General features: G+C 69.5%; 18 protein-coding genes. 6 read left to right on the forward strand and 12 right to left on the reverse strand.

Annotated features, from left to right (window positions below):
• Positions 1-18: 18 nt before the first annotated feature.
• The 3 genes from ATK30_RS02550 to ATK30_RS02560 form a co-directional block, all read right to left on the reverse strand.
• Positions 19-846, reverse strand: coding sequence for an SCO6745 family protein (locus tag ATK30_RS02550; RefSeq protein ID WP_101434118.1), 828 nt, complete (start codon positions 844-846; stop codon positions 19-21).
• A 7-nt stretch (positions 847-853) separates the two neighbouring features.
• The gene (locus ATK30_RS02555; protein WP_101434119.1) at positions 854-1,273 is read right to left on the reverse strand and encodes a HutD/Ves family protein; all 420 of its coding nucleotides are present in this window, start codon (positions 1,271-1,273) and stop codon (positions 854-856) included.
• Between the two features lie 109 nt (positions 1,274-1,382).
• Complete coding sequence (locus ATK30_RS02560; RefSeq protein WP_244194484.1) at positions 1,383-1,964, reverse strand: TetR/AcrR family transcriptional regulator; 582 nt, start codon at positions 1,962-1,964, stop codon at positions 1,383-1,385.
• 105 nt (positions 1,965-2,069) lie between these two features.
• On the opposite strand from ATK30_RS02560, the gene ATK30_RS02565 reads away from it, so the two are divergent.
• Positions 2,070-3,029: an SMP-30/gluconolactonase/LRE family protein gene (locus tag ATK30_RS02565; protein WP_244194485.1), complete on the forward strand. Its 960-nt coding sequence runs from the start codon at positions 2,070-2,072 to the stop codon at positions 3,027-3,029.
• A 4-nt stretch (positions 3,030-3,033) separates the two neighbouring features.
• Here the strand turns inward: ATK30_RS02565 and ATK30_RS02570 are convergent, their stop codons facing one another.
• From ATK30_RS02570 to ATK30_RS02610, 9 genes are all read right to left on the reverse strand, one after another.
• Complete coding sequence (locus tag ATK30_RS02570) at positions 3,034-3,315, reverse strand: hypothetical protein (RefSeq protein WP_101434122.1); 282 nt, start codon at positions 3,313-3,315, stop codon at positions 3,034-3,036.
• Between the two features lie 29 nt (positions 3,316-3,344).
• The gene (locus ATK30_RS02575) at positions 3,345-3,695 is read right to left on the reverse strand and encodes a hypothetical protein (protein WP_101434123.1); all 351 of its coding nucleotides are present in this window, start codon (positions 3,693-3,695) and stop codon (positions 3,345-3,347) included.
• 13 nt (positions 3,696-3,708) lie between these two features.
• Positions 3,709-5,613 (reverse strand): hypothetical protein, encoded by a 1,905-nt coding sequence (locus ATK30_RS02580; protein WP_101434124.1) that lies wholly within the window; start codon positions 5,611-5,613, stop codon positions 3,709-3,711.
• 307 nt (positions 5,614-5,920) lie between these two features.
• Positions 5,921-6,223 (reverse strand): hypothetical protein, encoded by a 303-nt coding sequence (locus ATK30_RS02585; protein WP_101434125.1) that lies wholly within the window; start codon positions 6,221-6,223, stop codon positions 5,921-5,923.
• A 120-nt stretch (positions 6,224-6,343) separates the two neighbouring features.
• Positions 6,344-6,661 (reverse strand): hypothetical protein, encoded by a 318-nt coding sequence (locus ATK30_RS02590; RefSeq protein WP_101434126.1) that lies wholly within the window; start codon positions 6,659-6,661, stop codon positions 6,344-6,346.
• 272 nt (positions 6,662-6,933) lie between these two features.
• Positions 6,934-7,194 (reverse strand): helix-turn-helix domain-containing protein, encoded by a 261-nt coding sequence (locus ATK30_RS02595; protein WP_101434127.1) that lies wholly within the window; start codon positions 7,192-7,194, stop codon positions 6,934-6,936.
• Between the two features lie 124 nt (positions 7,195-7,318).
• Positions 7,319-8,263 (reverse strand): hypothetical protein, encoded by a 945-nt coding sequence (locus ATK30_RS02600; RefSeq protein WP_158242441.1) that lies wholly within the window; start codon positions 8,261-8,263, stop codon positions 7,319-7,321.
• Positions 8,264-8,722: 459 nt separating this feature from the next.
• Positions 8,723-9,580, reverse strand: a complete 858-nt coding sequence (locus ATK30_RS02605) for an SAM-dependent methyltransferase (protein WP_167441807.1) — start codon at positions 9,578-9,580, stop codon at positions 8,723-8,725.
• 123 nt (positions 9,581-9,703) lie between these two features.
• Positions 9,704-10,621 carry an SDR family oxidoreductase gene (locus ATK30_RS02610; protein WP_101434129.1) on the reverse strand — a complete coding sequence of 306 codons (918 nt, stop codon included), beginning with the start codon at positions 10,619-10,621 and terminating at the stop codon, positions 9,704-9,706.
• Between the two features lie 201 nt (positions 10,622-10,822).
• Here ATK30_RS02610 and ATK30_RS02615 point away from each other — a divergent pair, with 201 nt between their 5' ends.
• The 5 genes from ATK30_RS02615 to ATK30_RS02635 all read left to right on the forward strand — a co-directional run bounded on the left by ATK30_RS02615 (position 10,823) and on the right by ATK30_RS02635 (position 17,515).
• Entirely contained in the window at positions 10,823-11,860 is a 1,038-nt protein-coding gene (locus tag ATK30_RS02615; RefSeq protein ID WP_101434130.1) for a M48 family metallopeptidase, read from the forward strand.
• Positions 11,861-12,035: 175 nt separating this feature from the next.
• On the forward strand, positions 12,036-13,043 hold the full coding sequence (locus tag ATK30_RS02620) for a Ppx/GppA phosphatase family protein (RefSeq protein ID WP_101434131.1): 1,008 nt from the start codon (positions 12,036-12,038) through the stop codon (positions 13,041-13,043).
• 101 nt (positions 13,044-13,144) lie between these two features.
• Positions 13,145-13,474: a VOC family protein gene (locus tag ATK30_RS02625; protein ID WP_101434132.1), complete on the forward strand. Its 330-nt coding sequence runs from the start codon at positions 13,145-13,147 to the stop codon at positions 13,472-13,474.
• Between the two features lie 412 nt (positions 13,475-13,886).
• On the forward strand, positions 13,887-15,662 hold the full coding sequence (locus tag ATK30_RS02630; protein ID WP_101434133.1) for a sigma-54-dependent Fis family transcriptional regulator: 1,776 nt from the start codon (positions 13,887-13,889) through the stop codon (positions 15,660-15,662).
• 215 nt (positions 15,663-15,877) lie between these two features.
• Positions 15,878-17,515, forward strand: coding sequence for a ferritin family protein (locus tag ATK30_RS02635; RefSeq protein ID WP_101434134.1), 1,638 nt, complete (start codon positions 15,878-15,880; stop codon positions 17,513-17,515).
• Positions 17,516-17,520 lie beyond the last annotated feature (5 nt).

Below are 17,520 nucleotides of genomic sequence, written 5' to 3' on the forward strand. Positions count from 1 at the left end.
ACCCGTTACGCCGGCTCGTCACCGTGATCCGGTGGCCACCAGCCGCGCGGTGATCGGTTCGAGCGCGGCGATCAGTTCGTCGAGTTCGGCGGCTGACAGGGCTTCGTACGGCGCGGCGGCGAGTTCGTCGGTCAGGGTTTCGATGTGTTGCTTGAGCTCGCGGCCCGCGTCGGTGAAGTGGCCGTCGCTGTCGACGAGCCCTCGTTCGCGCAAGCCGTTCATGACCGCGGCCAGCCGCGTCTTCGGCAGATGGTGGACGCGTCCGAACGACTCCGGCGGATGGATGCCCATGTCCAGCGCGGACAGGATGTGCGCCTCCGCGCCGCTGATGCGCGCGCCGACCAGCGCGGCGATGTGCCCGTCCCCTCGGTGCTCGCGCAGCATGGTCGCGCAATGCCACAGCCGGGCGGCCGGATCGCTCGGCATCGGCAGGGTGCGCATTCCGGCGTACATCATCCGGCCCGCGGTGGGTGCGCTCGTCGCGGCCTTGGCGGTCAGGTCGGCGGCGCGCACCAGTCCTGGAGACCCGGCCAGTTCGTCGCCGAGGATCCGGCGCAACGAGGCCGCGCTGCCTCGTTCCCGCGCGGCGACGGAAGCGTCGGGCGGGATCGTCTCCCACGCGCTCGGGATGTGCCGCGCGACCTCGCCCTCGGCGAAGTTGTAGAAAGCCGCGTGCACGACCTCGGCCGGAACCCGCCCCAACGGCGCGGCGCGGCTGGCGAAATAGCCGTCCCAATAGGTGCGGTGGCCGAGCGCGGCCAGTTCGTCGTTGCACTCGTCGGCGAAGAACGTGACGAGGCAGATCGGCTCGAGAAGCTCGAACATGCGCCGGGCGGTACTGGTCATCGCTGCATCATGCCAGCGTCGTGAGGAGAACATCGGCGATTTGCCCGCCGAGGTCGACGCTCGCGACCGCTCCGTCCGTGCTCTCCGCCGAGGGGTCGCGGAGGAGGACCTCGGCCCGGCAAAGCCCGCGCCGGGTCATCACGTTGAGGGCCTGGGTCGGCTGGTCGAGGCTGACGGTCACGGTGTCCTCGCCGGCGAACCGGATCTGGTCGCCGCGCTCGAGGTCGGCCGGGGTCCCGTTGATCGTCAGCCGGAGCGGGCCGAGAGCGGTGAAAAGCCGGTCGATGCCGGGGAAAGCCGAGAACGGCGCGTCTTCGAGAAGGTCCGCGACGCTGATCCGCCAGCGGTCGGCATGGGCGGCGAGTTCCCGGGTGGTGCCTGCTCCGTTGCGCCAGGGGACCGGGGTGACTTCGGAGGGGATGAGCATCAGAGCATCTCACTCGTTCGCCCCGGCAGACGCAAACCCGCGTGCCCGGTCCGCGTCTCTGAAGCCGCTGCTGCCGCGTGCGGTGAGCAGCCTGTTCGTGCGGGCGCGCTCACTGCGGCAAAAGCGTACGGACCGCGTTGGGGAATCCGGCCACTCCGTCTGGCCCGGCCAGCGCCAAATTGAAGAGAAACCCGGGCAGGAGCGATAGAATCGCTTGCGCGAGAGCCTCGGCGGGTGCGCCGGTCCAGGCTCCGGCCTCCTGCCGGTCGCGTACGAGGCCGGCCACTTCGGCGCTCATCTCGACCGTCGCGGCGGTGAGGCGGTCGGCGAGTTCCCGGTTGCGCTGGGCTTCCGACCAGACCAGCACCGCCATGTTCGCCAATTGCCGGTCGCGGTGCAGGTCAGTCACGACCTCCAGCAGTTCCGCCATCACCTCGCCGACGCCGTTCTCGCCGGTGCCGCGGGCGAGGGCAGCGCGCAGCACCCCGGCGACGTCGTCGAGGTTCTGCGCGGCGACCGCGACGATCATGTCCTCCTTCTTCGGGAAGTACCGGTAAACCGCGCCCGCGGACTTGCCCGCCTCGGTGAAGACGTCCTGCATCGACGTGCGGTGGAAGCCGTTGCGGAGGAAGCAGCGGCGCGCGGCCGCCAGGATTTCTCCCCGCTGGTCGTCCTTGTACTGCTGGCTCACCCTCGGCAACGTCCGCTCCCTCACGTTGACAGTTCTCGCGCCGAGAGCATACCGTGAAAGAAAAGCGGATGTCCGTCCTCTTTTAAAGGAGCGCCAGCGATGCCCATGACCCCTGTTCCCGACGTCACGCTGACCCCGGTCGCGTCCTTCCCCGAGAAGTACTTCCCGGAGAACCTCGCCGTCCGCGGCGACGGTTCGGTGCTGGTCACCGTCCTCCTGCAGCAGGAGCTGTGGATCGTGCCGGAGCCGCGGCGCCCCGTGCTCGTGCACCGCTTCGACCATCCCGTGACCGGGATCGTCGAGGTCCTGCCGGACGTCTTCCTGATCAGCCTGACCGAGGGGTACACGACCCACGAATCGCATCTGGCCCGGCTCGACCTCACCGGCTGGACGCCCGGCGAACCCGTCGCCCCGGAGATCATCTTCACCTTCGACGAGCCGGTGCGCGCCCTCAACGGCAGCTGCCTGCTCGGCCCCGGAGTGCTGGCCGTCGCCGACTGCTTCGCCGGGCTGATCTGGCGCGTCGACCTCGATGCCGACGCCCGCGGTGCGAAGGCCCGGATCTGGCTGGCCCACGACACCATGGCCGACGACCCGGACGCCGAGGTCGCCCCGCCGCGACAGCCGGGCGTCAACGGCGTCCGGTACAGCGCCCGGACCGGATACCTCTACTACACCTCCACCGCGCAGAAGGTCTTCATGCGGGTGCCGGTCGACCCCGGCACGCTCGACCCGGCCGGAGGCGCGGAATTCGTCGCCGCGATCGACAACGCCGACGACTTCGCCCTCGACGAGGAGGCCGGTTTCGCTTACGTCACCAGGCATCGCGCCAACACGCTCGACCGGGTGCCGCTCATTCCCCGGCACGGCAGCGAAGTCCGGCACGTCGCGGGCGAGCCGTTCGACGAACTCCTGGTCGGGCCGTCCAGCGCTGCCTGGGTCCCGGGCGAGGAAGGGCGGGCCCTGTACGTGACCACAGACGGCGGCACGACCGCTCCGCCGGACGGGATCTTCCGCAACGCCATGCTGGTGCGGGCGGAGCTGCGTCCGCGCACCGGTTCGTGAAGCATCACCGCACCGGAGTACGGGCGCCCGGGCCAGGCTCCGCGCGAGTGCCGTCGGCCGGCACGCTCACCGTCGGGAGGATCTGGGCCAGCTGCGCCTGCGAACCGGGCTGAGCCGGGGCCGGCGGGTCTTGGTGGACCGGGCCGCAGCCGTGGATTCCCTGGTCGGCCGGGACGGTCATCGGACACACTTGCGTCGCGCTGGCTGTCGCGGTCATGGCGCCGAAGGTCAGCGCCGCACCGGCGGTGATCGTCGCGATTCGGGCCCAGCGGATGGCATCGGACATGACGAATCTCCTTCGTTCAGCGGACAGGGTCAAACGAGCGTGCAGCGGGCGTAAGCCTTGAGCTGGAACGGTTTCGCGGTGTTTCCGCTCGCGTAGACCTCCCAGCCGGTCCCGTCGTCGGTGGGCCGGTTCGTGTAGACGGTCGGCCCGTAGCTGGACACGGCGTAGCCGCCCGACGAGACCTGGTACCCGGACGGGCATTGAGCCACCGCGTGGGCGGCTCCGCCGGAGCTGTCGGCCGTCGCGGTGGCCGAGCGGTTCAGCGGATTCGACAGCGGCGGCGAGGAATCGGCGGCGGCGGTCCCGGCGGTCAGGACGCCTCCGGCGAGGGCCGTCGCGACGGTGATCGCGGTCCGGTGGATCGTGCGCGGTACGGGCATGGCAACCAACTCCTCAGCAATTCATCGAGACGCCCAGCAGCGGGCAGGACGGGCTCTGGGTCGGCGACAACGGCGGCGGTCCGCTCTCGGCGGGCGGTTCAGCCGGACCGCTGCCGCCGTTCGATCCGGTCGGAGGTGCGGGAGTGCCGGTCTCGCGGTGCCCGGTCGGTCCGGTGGGACGCTGAGTGCGGGACGGCGTGGTGGTGTCGTTGTGCTGGGCCGGGCGGTGGGTTTCGTGCGGCTCCGGCGTGGTTTCCGGTGCCGCCACCGCGTTCGCGGCCGGGGGAGCGGGTGCGGGAGAGGAGGACGAAGGCGGCGGTGCGGCGGAGGTGCTCGGGCGGTGTTCCGGACGAGCGGGTGCTGGGGTTGCCGCTGCCGGTTCCGCCGATTGATTGCCGGGCAGGGCACCCAGTGCCCAGCCGACTCCTCCGCCGACGGGAATCGCCACCGCGGCAGCAAGGGCGCCGTAAGCCAGTCGACGCCGCCGCTCCGGTCCGTCGGCGATCTTGCGGGCCAGACCGGGAAGGCGGAGCCGCGCCAGCCGCCACCCCGCACGGCCGAGCTGCCACGCGATCGCGGCGATCCCGGCGATCGGCAGCGCCAGCAACAGAATCTGCACGGCCGCCGAAATCGCGCCCAGCACGGGGTGCGGATCGGTCGCGGCGCGAGACAGCAGGCTGGACACCGCCTGCACGTCGGTATGGATCAACCCCGGAACCTGCCAGGCGATGTAGCCCAGCTCCAGCGCGAGAGCGGGCACGATCAGCAGCACCCACGTCGTGACGGCGGCTTGCGGCCAGCGCTTCAACGCGTCCAGCCGCTCGTCGCGCGGCCGGCGCAGGAGGTAGTGCGACAGGATCGGGCCGATGTAGCGGTAGAGGTCCGGTACGCCGACGAGGTCCGCCATGAGGTAGTAACCGTCGAAGCGCAGCGTGGGCAGGAGTTGCTGCACGATCTCCAGGTTCACCGACAACACCGCCACCAGCAGCGGCGCCCATCCCGTGCTGAAGTAGGCCGCGGCGAGGGCGAGCGCGAAGATCGCGTTGAAGTACACGCCGCCCAGATCGGTGCGCAGCCGCCCGGCGCGGTTGAGCCGGTACGTGTCGGTGATGTCGGTGTAGAAAGCGGGCCACACCAGGTAAATCCCGGCGCCCATCCCGCCGGGTACGGCACCGGAATAGCGGCACGCGGCGGCGTGCCCGCATTCGTGGAATCCCGTCGACGCGACCGCCAGTCCGAGCACCGCCAGCACGCCGATCGGGTCGGCGAGAGTGCTGCTCATCGCGTCGGAAACGCTGTGCCCGGCGAGCAGCCACCACTCCGCGATTCCGGCCGCGGCCAGCACGAGCGGGATCACGACCGGGAAGAACAGCCACCCCAGCAGGCCGCCGACGAGCCAGGTCGCCGCCGGGGCGAGCACCTGGACGCGCACCCGCAGCGCCAGGAAAGGGTTGTGCCGGGCCAATTCCGGGACGGTGCCGTCGGCGTAGGTGGTCAGGCCGAGCGGGGCGAGCTTGCGGTCCAGCAGGTATGCGAGGTGCTCGGCCTCCAGCCGCAACCCGGACTGCTCGCTCGCGGCCGCCGCGACTCTCGCCAGCATCTTGGCGTCGTCGCGGTTTTCGGTCTCTTCTGATTCTTCGGGCACGAAGGCTTGCTGGGCGACCAGCAGGCGGACGATCAAGTACAGCAGGGCGGGCAGCCGCACGAGTTGCCCGTCGGTGCGCGCGACGAGAAGCGGCGGTTCGCGGTACCCGCTGCCGCGGAATTCCCCGACCGGCTCGGTGTCGGGCAGCAACCCGACCGGACCGGATTCCCCGATCCGCGCCGTCGCCCCCGTTTCGCCGCTCGCCGCGGTCGGCACGGCAGTGCGGTCCGCGGTGTCGGCGGTGGCGGCGGGAAGTCCGGGATGCGGGCACATGACGGTCCTCTCCGGGGCGGGTCGGTGACGTGCGGCCGGGCTGGTTCGCGGCGGTGGCCGGTGCCGTCCGGACGGCGGCCTCAGTCAATGGCGTTGGGCGGCCCGAGTCCGAGCGTTTCGCTAGCGATGTCTGCCGGTGACGACGGATCTGGCACTGGATCCGCGGTCAGCTCGTGGGGCGAGTGCTGCCCGAGGCCCAGATCTGGTCCGTGCCAACGATGTTGGCGGGGCGGTCCGGATCACCGCTGCTCGCAGCGGGCGGGCACCGGGCCGACCGCCGCCCGCGGGGTCCTCGGGACCGGACGGATCAGTGGTTCTCGACCGCGGCAGGCATGCAGGTGGTGGTCGTCGACGGCGGTTGCCCGAGCCCCAGCGCGCCGACGACTCCGCCGCTGCCCTCGCTGTGGGTGGTTTGGCAGGCGTAGTAGACGGTTCCGCCGTGCCCGTCGGGCACCGCGTAGCGGCCCGGGTCGGCCGTCGGAGCGGCGGGGCTGCCAGTGACCGCGGAGAGCGCCGTGCGGGCCGGCAGCACCTCCCCGGCCAGCGCGTCCAGCTCCGCGAAACGCGGGTCCTCCGGAACGGACCCCGCGATGGGCTTTGCTTGGTGCACGGTAGTCGCCTTCTCTCCGCTGTCGTCTGGGGTTTCGTCCGCACGGGGCGGGGCCGGAAAACGGCCGGCCCCGCCCCGTCGGAGTCCCCGCGCCCACCCGGGCGGGGGCGGTCACCGTGCTCAGTAGCTGGACACGGCCGCCGGGGTGCAGCTCATCGTCTCGTTGGGGTTGTTGGAACCCAGCCCGAGCGTCCCGGTCAGGCCCGGAGTGCCCTCGGAGTGCGAGGACTGGCAGGCCGACAGCGCCGTGGCGCCGTGGTGACCGCCGTCGTAGACGACGGTGTTGCCGCCCGAAGCGGCCGCCGAGCTGCTCGAGGCGGAGCCGTTCGCGCCGCCGCCGGCGTTGTTGAACGGGGTGGACACGATGCCCAGCACCGCGCGCTCCGGCAGCACCTCGGCGGCCAGCGCGTCCAGTTCCTCAAACTTCACCGAATCCATGGTGCTCCTTTTTCGTTCTCGATCTTTCTTTCGATCAATCCCGGAAAAGAGCTCTCCGCGTACGAAGACGCTCGGTTGTGTTTCCCGGATTCCGCGAATGCGGCGACCCCTTTGTAACACCTTCTGCCGAGCGGGTGCAAACCCGTGATTGTCTTGACAGGTAAGGGAAGCTGTTCAGCGAGCCGGGCAAGTTCAGTGTGTCGGACGCCATTTCAGAATTCCTGAAAACGGGGGCCTGTGCGGAGTTTCACGATTCGTGAAATTGCTCGTCGTCAGCGGGCCTGCCGCGCGGGCACCGGCGTCAGCCGCGGACGGCTCGCCCGCTCCGGGACCAGCAGTTCGTCCACCGGACAGCCCAGTACCGCGCACAGCGCGTCCAGGTCGCCGAGTTTGACGCTGGCCGGTCGCCCGGACCACCACTTGGACATCTTCCCGGCGGACACGGCCAGTCCGTGCGCGGCCAGGCGGGTGCGCAGGTCGGTGGCGGTCCAGATGCCGCGCCGGGCCGCGGCCAGCCGCAAGTTCCACTCCATGGTGACAGGACCTTTCCTGGTCAGTCGGAGGCTCCGTGCCGCTCCTGGAGAGTCCATTGAGGACACGGCAAGCCGAGGGAAACCGCGCGCCGCGGTCGCGGCGCGCGGGGGAAGGCGGTCCTGGTCAATCCGGGAAAACGGTCGGCAGGTCCGCTCTCGATCGCGGACTTCGCTGCCGTGGCGTGTGCGCCGGTCCGGTCGGGCCGCGCGGCACCACGCGTCCAGCGTTCACGCTCAACGCGACGACCCCGCTCGTGCCAGCCTGGGCCGACGTCGTCCCGTCGCCGATCGGAGTCGACGGTGTGCACGAGGATGTCTTGGTCGGCGAGGGAAGCCCTTCGGTCCGGCTCGTGGTCCAGTAACCGTTGCCTGCCTTGGGTTTGTGCGGGTGCGGCGTCGGTCCCGTCCGTGGTGCGGCGACCGGTTTGCCAGAGTGGGCCTCGACGGGCCGGTCAGTGCGGGCCGGAGCGGCCTTTGCCGGGGGATCGTTGCTCGAGCCGACCGGCGGAGCGGTGACCGAGCGCACGGGATGGGTGGTGAGGACCTGGCCGCTGATCATGTTCGTAAGGCCGGATGTCGGCAGCTGGTCAGTGATCCGCCGTGCGGTGCTGGCGAGCGGAGTAGCGAGGATCTCTCCGGTGATCGACCGTACGTCGTTGACTGGAGAGGCGTGGTGCGTCTGACCGGTGGTCACCGCGGAGACTGTGCTGCGGCTTAGCCGGGTCGCCGTCTGCAACGTCCGGTCCGGATGCCGCAGGCCGGTGCCGACGATGTCCGGCAGCCGCGCGTTGTCGTCGTCAGGCTTGGTCTCACTTGGCGCGTCACTCCTGTTCGGACCCGGATCGGCGACCTGGCTGTAAGCCAACGGGCAGGGCGCGCCCGTCCGCAGCACCGGGGCCGTCACCGGACACTGGTCAGCCGCCGCGGTGTCTCCGCCGATGAGGGCACCGAGCAGCCAGCTCCCCGCCAGAAACCCGATCGCGACGAGCAAGCGCACCACCCATCGGCCGGGGCTCCGCGTCCGCTGCCGTGTGCTCCACAGCACGCGACCGGCGGGTCGGTGCGGCATGGGAATCAGGCGCACCGACAGGACGCCGCGGCGGCTGGCACTGACCTTGGTAATCCCGACACCTGGCCGTGTGTACACCGCGACTTTGCGGGAGGCAACCGCCTCGGATTCCTTCGCGGGTAAGGGATCGGCCGCTTGTCATCCGAAGCTGTGTCCTCGTGGGACGAACAGTTCGGCAGGTCGGCCGCGAACGTCGCCGAGATCAAATCCGGGGCCAGGCGCCGTCGACTGAACCGTGCTGTTTTCCCGGGAATTCACGAGAGGGTCACCCTTGTGAGCGACGCCGGGGGTGATCGTCCACTGTGGACACGCAGGCAATAGTGTTCCAGGTTACAGAAATTCCTCGCGACGAGGAGGTGTAGCCGCGAGACGACCGGGTATTCCCGCACGGTCTTGCGTGCTTTGTCCGGGAAAGGCGGTGATCACGTTTCCGTTGCCACACAACAGCTTCCGTGATGCTCAGCGCTTGCGCGCCACCCCGGCGAGCATCGCGGCCTCGCTTGGATCCGCGAAGTCGACAACGGGGGTGTTGGGTCCGCTTTCCTCGGGATGCCAGGCGGCAGTCCACGTGACGCCGGGATCCAGCAGTTCGAAGTCGCCGAACAGTGCGCGGATTTCCGCGCTGGAGCGCAGCACGTGCTTGCTGACATTGGTGTCATACAGCTGGATGACCGTGTGCAGCTGTCGGGCGATGTCCTCCGGCAGTCCCTCGTGGGTGAGCTGGGACAGCACCATGTACGAGCCCGGCGGCAGCATTTCCCGGTACCGCGCGACGGCCTGCGGCCCGAGGTCGCGCCCGTCCGGGCCGGGCTGCTGGATGTGCAGCACCGCGGTGACCAGCAAGGCCAGCGGCTGGCCGGGATCGACAACGCCGGTGTCCGCGACGGATTGCCACAGCTCGTCCGGTTCGCGAAGATCGCCCTGGATCACCGCATGGCGTTCGGGATCTCCGTGGCGCTCCAGCAGAATCCGGGAGTGCGCGACCGCGACGGGTTCGCGGTCGATGTAGACGACGCAGGAGTCCGGAGCGACCTCGTCGGCGATCTGGTGCACGTTGCCCATCGTGGGGACGCCGGAGCCGATGTCGACGAACTGGCGGACGCCGAGGCGCACGAGGTGCCGTACCGCGCGGTGCAGGAAGGCGCGGTTGGCTCGGGCGCAGTACATCCCGGCAGGGAAGGCGGACAGGACCATTTTGCCGAACTCGCGGTCGATGGCCCAGTTGGCCGTGCCGCCGAGATACCAGTCGTAAACCCGCGCCACGCTGGGCCGGTCGAGGTCGACGCCCGGGATGGGCTCGTCAGGTCCTTGCGCCACGCTGCCTCCCCGCAGTCGTGATCAATCGTAGCCAATCCGGCGGAGCGTGCCGGACGAACGAGCTGCCGGGGTTCCGCCGAATCGAGCGCTGTCGGCCCCAGGCGCGGGACTCCGCCTGGAGCGCTAGCCGGTGGCCCGGCCCGGTTCGAAGTAGTGCCCCAGGTCGAGGTCCTCGAGCAGGCCGACCTCGGCCGGGGCCCAGCCGGTGATCTCGCGGGTGCGGGCGCTGGAGACCGGGCTGTCCGGTTTGAGGAACATCCCGAGAAACCCGAAGTGCTCGTCCACCTGGTCCATCGGCACCGATCGGACGGGGAGGCCGAGGTGGCGTCCGATGGCCGAGGCGATGTCGCGGAGCGCGATGCCTTCCTCGGCGACGGCGTGCAGGTATCCGGCCGGTGCGACCTCGATCGCCAGCCGGAAGAGCCGCGCGGTGTCGCGCACGTGGACCGCTGGCCAGCGCCCCGACCCGTCGCCCGGGTAGCCGGAGAAGCCGGTCCGGCGAGCGGTGGCGATGAGGTGCGGGACGAAGCCGTTGTCTCCCTTGCCGTGGTTGGTCGGGGCGAGACGCACGACGGTCGGCCGGAGACCCCGGTCGGCGAGCGCGAGCTCGGCGTCGTCCGAGGGCTGCCGCGCGGCGAGGAGCGCGTCGGGCGAGGGGCGATCATGCTCGGTGGCGGGCACTCCGTGCCGCGCCAGTCCCGCGGTGCCGGACGCGACCGCGATCGGCGCGCCCGAGCCGAGCCCCTCGCCGAGGGTGCGGATCGTGGTGACGTCGGAGGCGACGGCCTCCGCCATCCCTCCGGACAGAGATCGGTCGACCGGGAACGCGAGATGGATGACGGCATCGACGCGGGCGGCGGCTTCCCGCACCGCGTCAAGATCCTCGACAGAGCCGCGGACGCTCGTCGCGCCTGCTGCTTCGACAGCGGCGGCGGACGCGTCCGAGCGGGCGAGACCGGTGACCTGGTGCCCGGCGGCCAGGAGCTCGGGTACGACGGCCGAGCCGACCCAGCCGGAAGCGCCGGTGACGAGGACACGCATCGGAAGAACCTCCCAACAGCGGCACGAGCTGCGCCGCCCCAGACGGCGGATGCTCCGCATGATCACCTGCCTCCAGCCCTACCACTCTTCGGCCCGGCTCGCGAGCAGCTGATCCTCCGCGGCGACGGCGTCCCAGTAAGTCGCAGCTCGCCGTGATCGTCTTTGAGTAGGCTGCTGCCAACGACTTTCTCTGGGGGAGACATGACCGACCACATCGAACCTGCGCGCCGGGCCGCCGTCCGGTTTCCGGGCATCAGCCCGCGGGCCTACGAACATCCGGTGGATCGCGGCGCGCTCGCCACGCTGCGCGCGGTGCCCGGGTTCGCCCAGGTGATCAAGGCGGTCTCCGGCTTCTACAACGAACGCGGCGAACGGCTGATGGCGCTGGCGTCGTCGATCCGCGTCGGACCGCGGCAGTACCCGGAACTCGACCGGCTGCGCCACGAATGCGCCGAAACGCTGGATCTTCCCGCCGTGCCGAACCTGTTCGTCTACCAGGACCCGCGGCTGCAAGCGTCGACGCTCGGCATGGACGAGCCGTTCATCCGGATCAGCACCGCGCTCGTGGACCAGATGAGCCACGAATCGCTTCGCTTCGCCATCGGCCACGAAATGGGGCACGTGCTGTCCGGGCACGCGGTCTACCGCACGATCATGGTGCGCCTGATCAACCTCCAGATGTCGATGTCCTGGACGCCGGTGAGCGCACTCGGCATCCGGGCGATCATCGCGGCGCTGAGCGAGTGGTACCGGAAAGCCGAACTGTCGTGCGACCGCGCGGGCCTGCTCTGCGGCCAGGACCCGACCGCGGCGTTGCGCGCCCAGATCCAGCTCGCCGGCGGCGTCGACCCGTCCCGCGTCGACATCCCGTCCTTCCTCCAGCAGGGCGCGGAATACGAGGCGGGCGAAGACATCCGGGACAGTTTGCTGAAGCTGAAATACGTCGAGACGGAGACCCACCCGTTCGCCGTGGTCCGGGCGACGCAGCTGCAGAAATGGGCCGCGTCCGAGGACTACCGGGCGATCCTGACCGGCGATTACCCGCGCCGGGACGACGACGCGCCGGCCACGGACTGGAAGGACGATCTGAAGTCGGCGGCGAAGTCGTACAAGGATTCCTGGACCGCCTCGGCCGATCCGCTGACGAAGGTCTTCACCGAAGTCGGGGAGACGGTCGCGGACACGGCGAGCAAGGTGTGGGCCAAGTTCGGCGGGGGTTCGGAGAACGGCAACGCGTGAGGCGATTCCGCCGCGGCTGCTGATGCGAAAAGAACCTGTGTGGCTGTGGTGACGACGAGGTGCGCCTACGCGAGGTAACCGGGAAGAGCCGGAACGTGAGGCTGTCGACCGGGTTCTCGGCAGCTTCGCCGCGGAAGACGCGGTTGCCTGGTGCGTTCCGGGGTATCCCGGCGCAATGCGACTGGCCGTATTGGACATCGGATCGAATTCCGCACAGCTTCAGGTGGTCGACGTCGTGGCCGGTGCGCCGCCGCTGTCGACGCACGCGGTGAAGGAGCCCACCCTGCTCGCGGAGGAGCTGCTGCCCGACGGGACGTTGAGCGAGCGCGGCATCGAACGCGCGGCGGCCGCGGTCGGCCGGGCGGTGGCCGCCGCGGTCCGGCTCGACGTCGATCAGCTGTATCCGTTCGTGACCGCGGCGATCCGGGACGCGGTCAACCGCGACCTGGTGATCGAGCGGATCGCGGAGGCGTCGGGGATCCGGCCGCAGTACTTGTCCGGCGAGGAGGAAGGCCGGTTGACCTATCTCGCCGCGCATCGCTGGTACGGCTGGTCGGCAGGCCGGTTGCTGCTTGTCGACATCGGGGGCGGCTCGATGGAGATCGCGTTCGGCCGGGACGTGGAACCGGAGCTGGCGGTGTCGTTGCCGCTCGGCGCGGGCCGGTTGAGCCGCGAGTTCGACGCGGCGGAGCAGACGTCGCGCAGGCAGCTCAAGGCGATGCGGAAACACGTGCGCGGCACGCTTTCGGAGGTGACGGACCGTCTGCGCTGGGAGGGAACCCCGCGCCGGGCGGTGGCGACGTCGAAGACGTTCAAGCAGCTGGCCCGGCTCGCCGGCGCGCCTCCGCAGCGGAAGGGCCCGTTCGTCCGGCGCTCGCTCAGCCGGGCCGATCTCAAGGAAATCGTTCCGCGGCTGGCGAAGCTGACCAGCGCGGAACGGGCGCGGCTGCGGGGAGTTTCCCAAGCGCGGTCGGGGCAGATCCTCGCCGGTGCGCTGGTCGCGGAGGCGACCATGGCCGCGCTGGACGTGGATTCGGTCGAAGTCAGTCCGTGGGCCCTTCGCGAGGGAATCATGCTGCGGCATCTGGAAGCGGTCGCGGAGCGGCCGGCCCTGCCGCTGCAGCCGCTGAGCCGGTCGGATTCGGCGACTGTGGTCCCGCTGTCCACGGCCGTGGACCACTGACGGCCCATCCGGTGGCGTCGGCCCGCGGACTGGACAGGGCGGAGGTGGCGCGACACACTCAGCGCATGCCTCCACCGGGGTTTCACACGGTGACACCGCGCATGGTCGTCAGCGACATGGCCGCCGCAGTGGAATTCCTGCGCGCGACGTTCGATGCCGTAGGCGAGGCGAACGCCAGCCGTCCCGCAGAGGTCCGGATCGGCGACTCGATCATCCTGGTCTCGACTGCCGACCAGCGTGAGGCGTTCCCCGCCTTCCTCTATGTCTACGTCGACGACGCCGACACGATCTACCGGCGGGCGTTGACTGCCGGGGCGACAAGCATCGAGGAGCCCGTCGACACCCCGTACGGCGATCGCCGGGCGATGGTCCGCGACCCGTTCGGCAACGTCTACCAGATGGCCACTCGGCAGGGCGAGGACGCGCGCTGAGAACTGTTCTCGCCTCGGCTGGAAACGGGTCGGCCCATTTACGGGAAACCACACGGCCCCGAAGGTGGCTCTCGCAGTACCTGTATCACCAGGATCTCCCGGACGTCCAGGCTGCCTGACAACCTGTTTGAGTCGGCTTTCACGGCAGAATGGACGAAAACCCATGGCGGACAGCCATTTCACCGCTCAAGCAGATCTTTTCGATTTGAGCGGGAAGCACGCCCTTGTCACTGGCGGCACACTGGACGCCCGGAACCGGGCATTCAGTGCCATACCGCCGCGCGTGCGGGGACTGCCTTGCTGCTGGCCACGCCTTGTCTCACTATGAGACAAAGTGACGCGCGCCACGAGTGCACCATGTTGCGCGTGGGGTGGGCAGGACCCCCGGCACTGGACGTCAAAGGAGACGGTGGTGACGACTCGAGGCAATGAGACCATGCGCGACCTGCGGGAGCGGTTCCTGTCCCGCGGCTCGCCCGAGGTGCCGGGGGTGCGCGACGTCATCACCGCGTCGTGGCAGCGGGCGCTGGAGAACCGGGTCGACGTGGAGCGGCCGGAGCCGGTCTACGTGTCCGATCGCGACGAGGAGAGCCTGCTCGCGCACAGCGCCGCTCCGGTGCTGGCGAATCTGTCCGAGGAACTGGCCGGCCATCCGACCGCGATCCTGCTGACCGACGCGAACGGCCTGGTCGTCGACCGGCTCAGCACCGATCGTGCGCTCACCGCCGGGCTGGACCAGGTCTCGCTCGCCCCGGGCTACAGCTATGCCGAGGAATCGGTGGGCACCAACGGCATCGGCACCGCGCTGGAATGCCAGAAGTCCGTGCTGGTCTCCGGTTTCGAGCACTTCAACGGCGAGCTGACCGGCTTCGAATGCGCCGGCGCGCCGATCGTGCACCCGGTTCGCGGCCACCTGGCGGGCGTTCTCGACCTCACCTCATGGGCTGACGCGTCCGGCCCGCTTCTGCTGACGCTGGCGCGCACCACCGCGAAGCGGATCGAAGAGGCGATGCTCGCCAGCACCGGAGCGCGCGAACTGAGCCTCTTCCGCGAGTACCTTGCCGCCTGTCAGCGCGGTTCCGGGGCGGTCCTGGCGGTCAACCAGGACGTCGTCATGGTCAACAGCCATGCCGAGGAGCGCTACGACGTCACCGACCGCTCGGCGCTGATCACGCATGCCACGGATCTCGCCGGTTCGGCGAAACCCGCCACGGTGCTGGCCGATCTGCCGTCGGGGATCAGCGCGCGTCTCGAATACCGGCCGGTCTACAACGGCGACGTGCTCGCCGGGGGCGTCTTCCGGGTCAAGAATCAGACTGTCTCCCGGCGCACTTCCGCGCGTGCCGAACTTCAGCTGCCTGGTTTGGCCGGTGCGAGCCCCGCGTGGCGGCAGGCCTGCGCCGCGGCGGACGCGAGCCTTGGCGGCGGGCAGTGGCTGGCGCTGAGCGGCGAAACCGGCGTAGGGAAAGCGGCCATCGCCCGCGCGGTCGCGCTGCGCCACGGACGCAGGCAGGTCGTGGTCGACTGCGCTTCGGCGGACGTCACTGAAGACTGGCTGCCCGCACTCGCCGAGGAGGCGGCGTGCAGCGACCCGCCCGTTGTTCTTCTCCGGCATTTGGACGCGCTGGACGAGACCGTGTTGCCCGCGCTGTCCGACCTGTTCACCGCGTGGCAGAACGATCCGGCGCAGCACGCGCCCGCGTGGGTGGTGGCGACGGTCGGCAGCGAACCCGTCGATCCCGGCATTCACGGTGCGGTGATGGCGTTCTTCGCGCGGAAGATCGAGGTCCCGCCGCTGCGCCACCGCATCGAAGACGTGCAGCGGCTCGTGCCGCATTTGCTGGCCCGCCGGGCAGGCAGCCGTTCGCTGTCCGCGTCCGACGCCTGCGTCCGGCAGCTGATGCGGCTGCCCTGGCCCGGCAACGTCCGTCAGCTCGACCGGGTGCTCGCCGCGGCGGCGCACCAGCTGCACGGCGGCGTCCTCGACGTCGCCGATCTTCCCGCCGAATGCCGCACCTTCACCCGGCGCCGGCTCACCAAGCTGGAGACCATCGAACGAGACGCGATCGTGCGCAGCCTCGCCGCGAACCGCGGCAGCAAGGAACGCGCGGCCAGTGATCTCGGGATGTCCCGGGCCACGATCTACCGCAAAATCCGCGCCTTCGGCATCGTCGACGAAATGTGCTGATTCCCGGTTGCACAGTGGACTGACCGATTCCGGGAAAATGACCGTCCGCGGCTGATCGAAAGCTCATTCCGAACCCGCCCTCCCGATGCGAGGGCGGGTTTTTTCCTGCTCGTCGGCCCGATCTCAGATTGAGATAGAACGCGGGCATTTCCCGGCACAGACTCTGCCAGTCAGACGGACAGCGGCGGAGATGCCGCCGGTTCCAGGAGGCCCCAGTGAGCAGGCAGAGCCTTACCAAGGCGCACAACAAGATCACCGAGCTGTCGTGGGAGCCGACGTTCGCCACGCCGGCGACCCGGTTCGGGACGGACTACACGTTCGAAAAAGCGCCGAAGAAGGACCCGCTGAAGCAGATCATGCGGTCCTACTTCCCGATGGAGGAGGAAAAGGACAACCGCGTCTTCGGCGCGATGGACGGCGCGATCCGCGGGAACATGTTCCGGCAGGTGCAGCAGCGCTGGCTGGAATGGCAGAAGCTGTTCCTCTCGATCATTCCGTTCCCGGAGATCTCCGCGGCGCGGGCGATGCCGATGGCGATCGACGCGGTGCCGAACCCGGAAATCCACAACGGGCTCGCGGTGCAGATGATCGACGAGGTCCGGCACTCGACGATCCAGATGAACCTCAAAAAGCTGTACATGAACAACTACATCGACCCGGCCGGGTTCGACATCACCGAGAAGGCGTTCGCGAACAACTACGCGGGCACCATCGGCCGCCAGTTCGGCGAAGGCTTCATCACCGGTGACGCGATCACCGCGGCGAACATCTACCTGACCGTGGTCGCCGAGACCGCGTTCACCAACACGCTGTTCGTGGCGATGCCGGACGAGGCGGCGGCCAACGGCGACTACCTGCTGCCCACGGTGTTCCACTCGGTGCAGTCCGACGAGTCGCGGCACATCAGCAACGGCTACTCGATCCTGCTGATGGCACTGGCCGACGAGCGCAACCGGCCGCTGCTGGAGCGCGACCTGCGGTACGCGTGGTGGAACAACCACTGCGTGGTGGACGCCGCGATCGGCACCTTCATCGAGTACGGCACCAAGGACCGCCGCAAGGACCGCGAGTCCTACGCCGAGATGTGGCGGCGCTGGATCTACGACGACTACTACCGCAGCTACCTGCTGCCGCTGGAGAAATACGGCCTGGTGATCCCGCACGACCTCGTCGAGGAAGCGTGGAACCGGATCACGAACAAGCACTACGTGCACCGCGTCGCACAGTTCTTCGCGACCGGCTGGCCGGTGAACTACTGGCGCATCGACGGCATGACCGACGCCGACTTCGAATGGTTCGAGGACAAGTACCCGGGCTGGTACGACCAGTTCGGCAAGTGGTGGGAGGCCTACAACCGGCTGCGCTACCCGGGCCGGAACAAGCCGATCGCGTTCGAGGACGTCGGCTACGAGTACCCGCACCGCTGCTGGACCTGCATGGTGCCCTGCCTGGTCCGCGAGGACCTGGTGGTGGACAAGGTCGACGACCAGTGGCGCACCTACTGTTCGGAGACCTGCGCCTGGACCGACAAGGTCGCCTTCCGGCCGGAGTACGAGGGCCGCGAGACGCCGAACATGGGACGGCTCACCGGGCACCGGGAATGGGAGACGCTGCACCACGACCGCGATCTGGCCGACATCGTCAAGGACCTCGGCTACGTCCGCGACGACGGGAAGACGCTGATCCCGCAGCCGCACCTGGACCTCGACGACCCCAAGAAGCTCTGGACGCTCGACGACATCCGGGGCATCCGGTTCGCCAGCCCGAACGTCGCGCTCAACGAGATGACCGACGCCGAGCGGGAGCAGTGGGCCGCGGCCTACCGCGCCAACCCGAACGTCACCGTCGCCTGACGAGC

The organism is Amycolatopsis echigonensis, assembly GCF_002846615.1.
Taxonomy (GTDB): domain Bacteria; phylum Actinomycetota; class Actinomycetes; order Mycobacteriales; family Pseudonocardiaceae; genus Amycolatopsis; species Amycolatopsis echigonensis.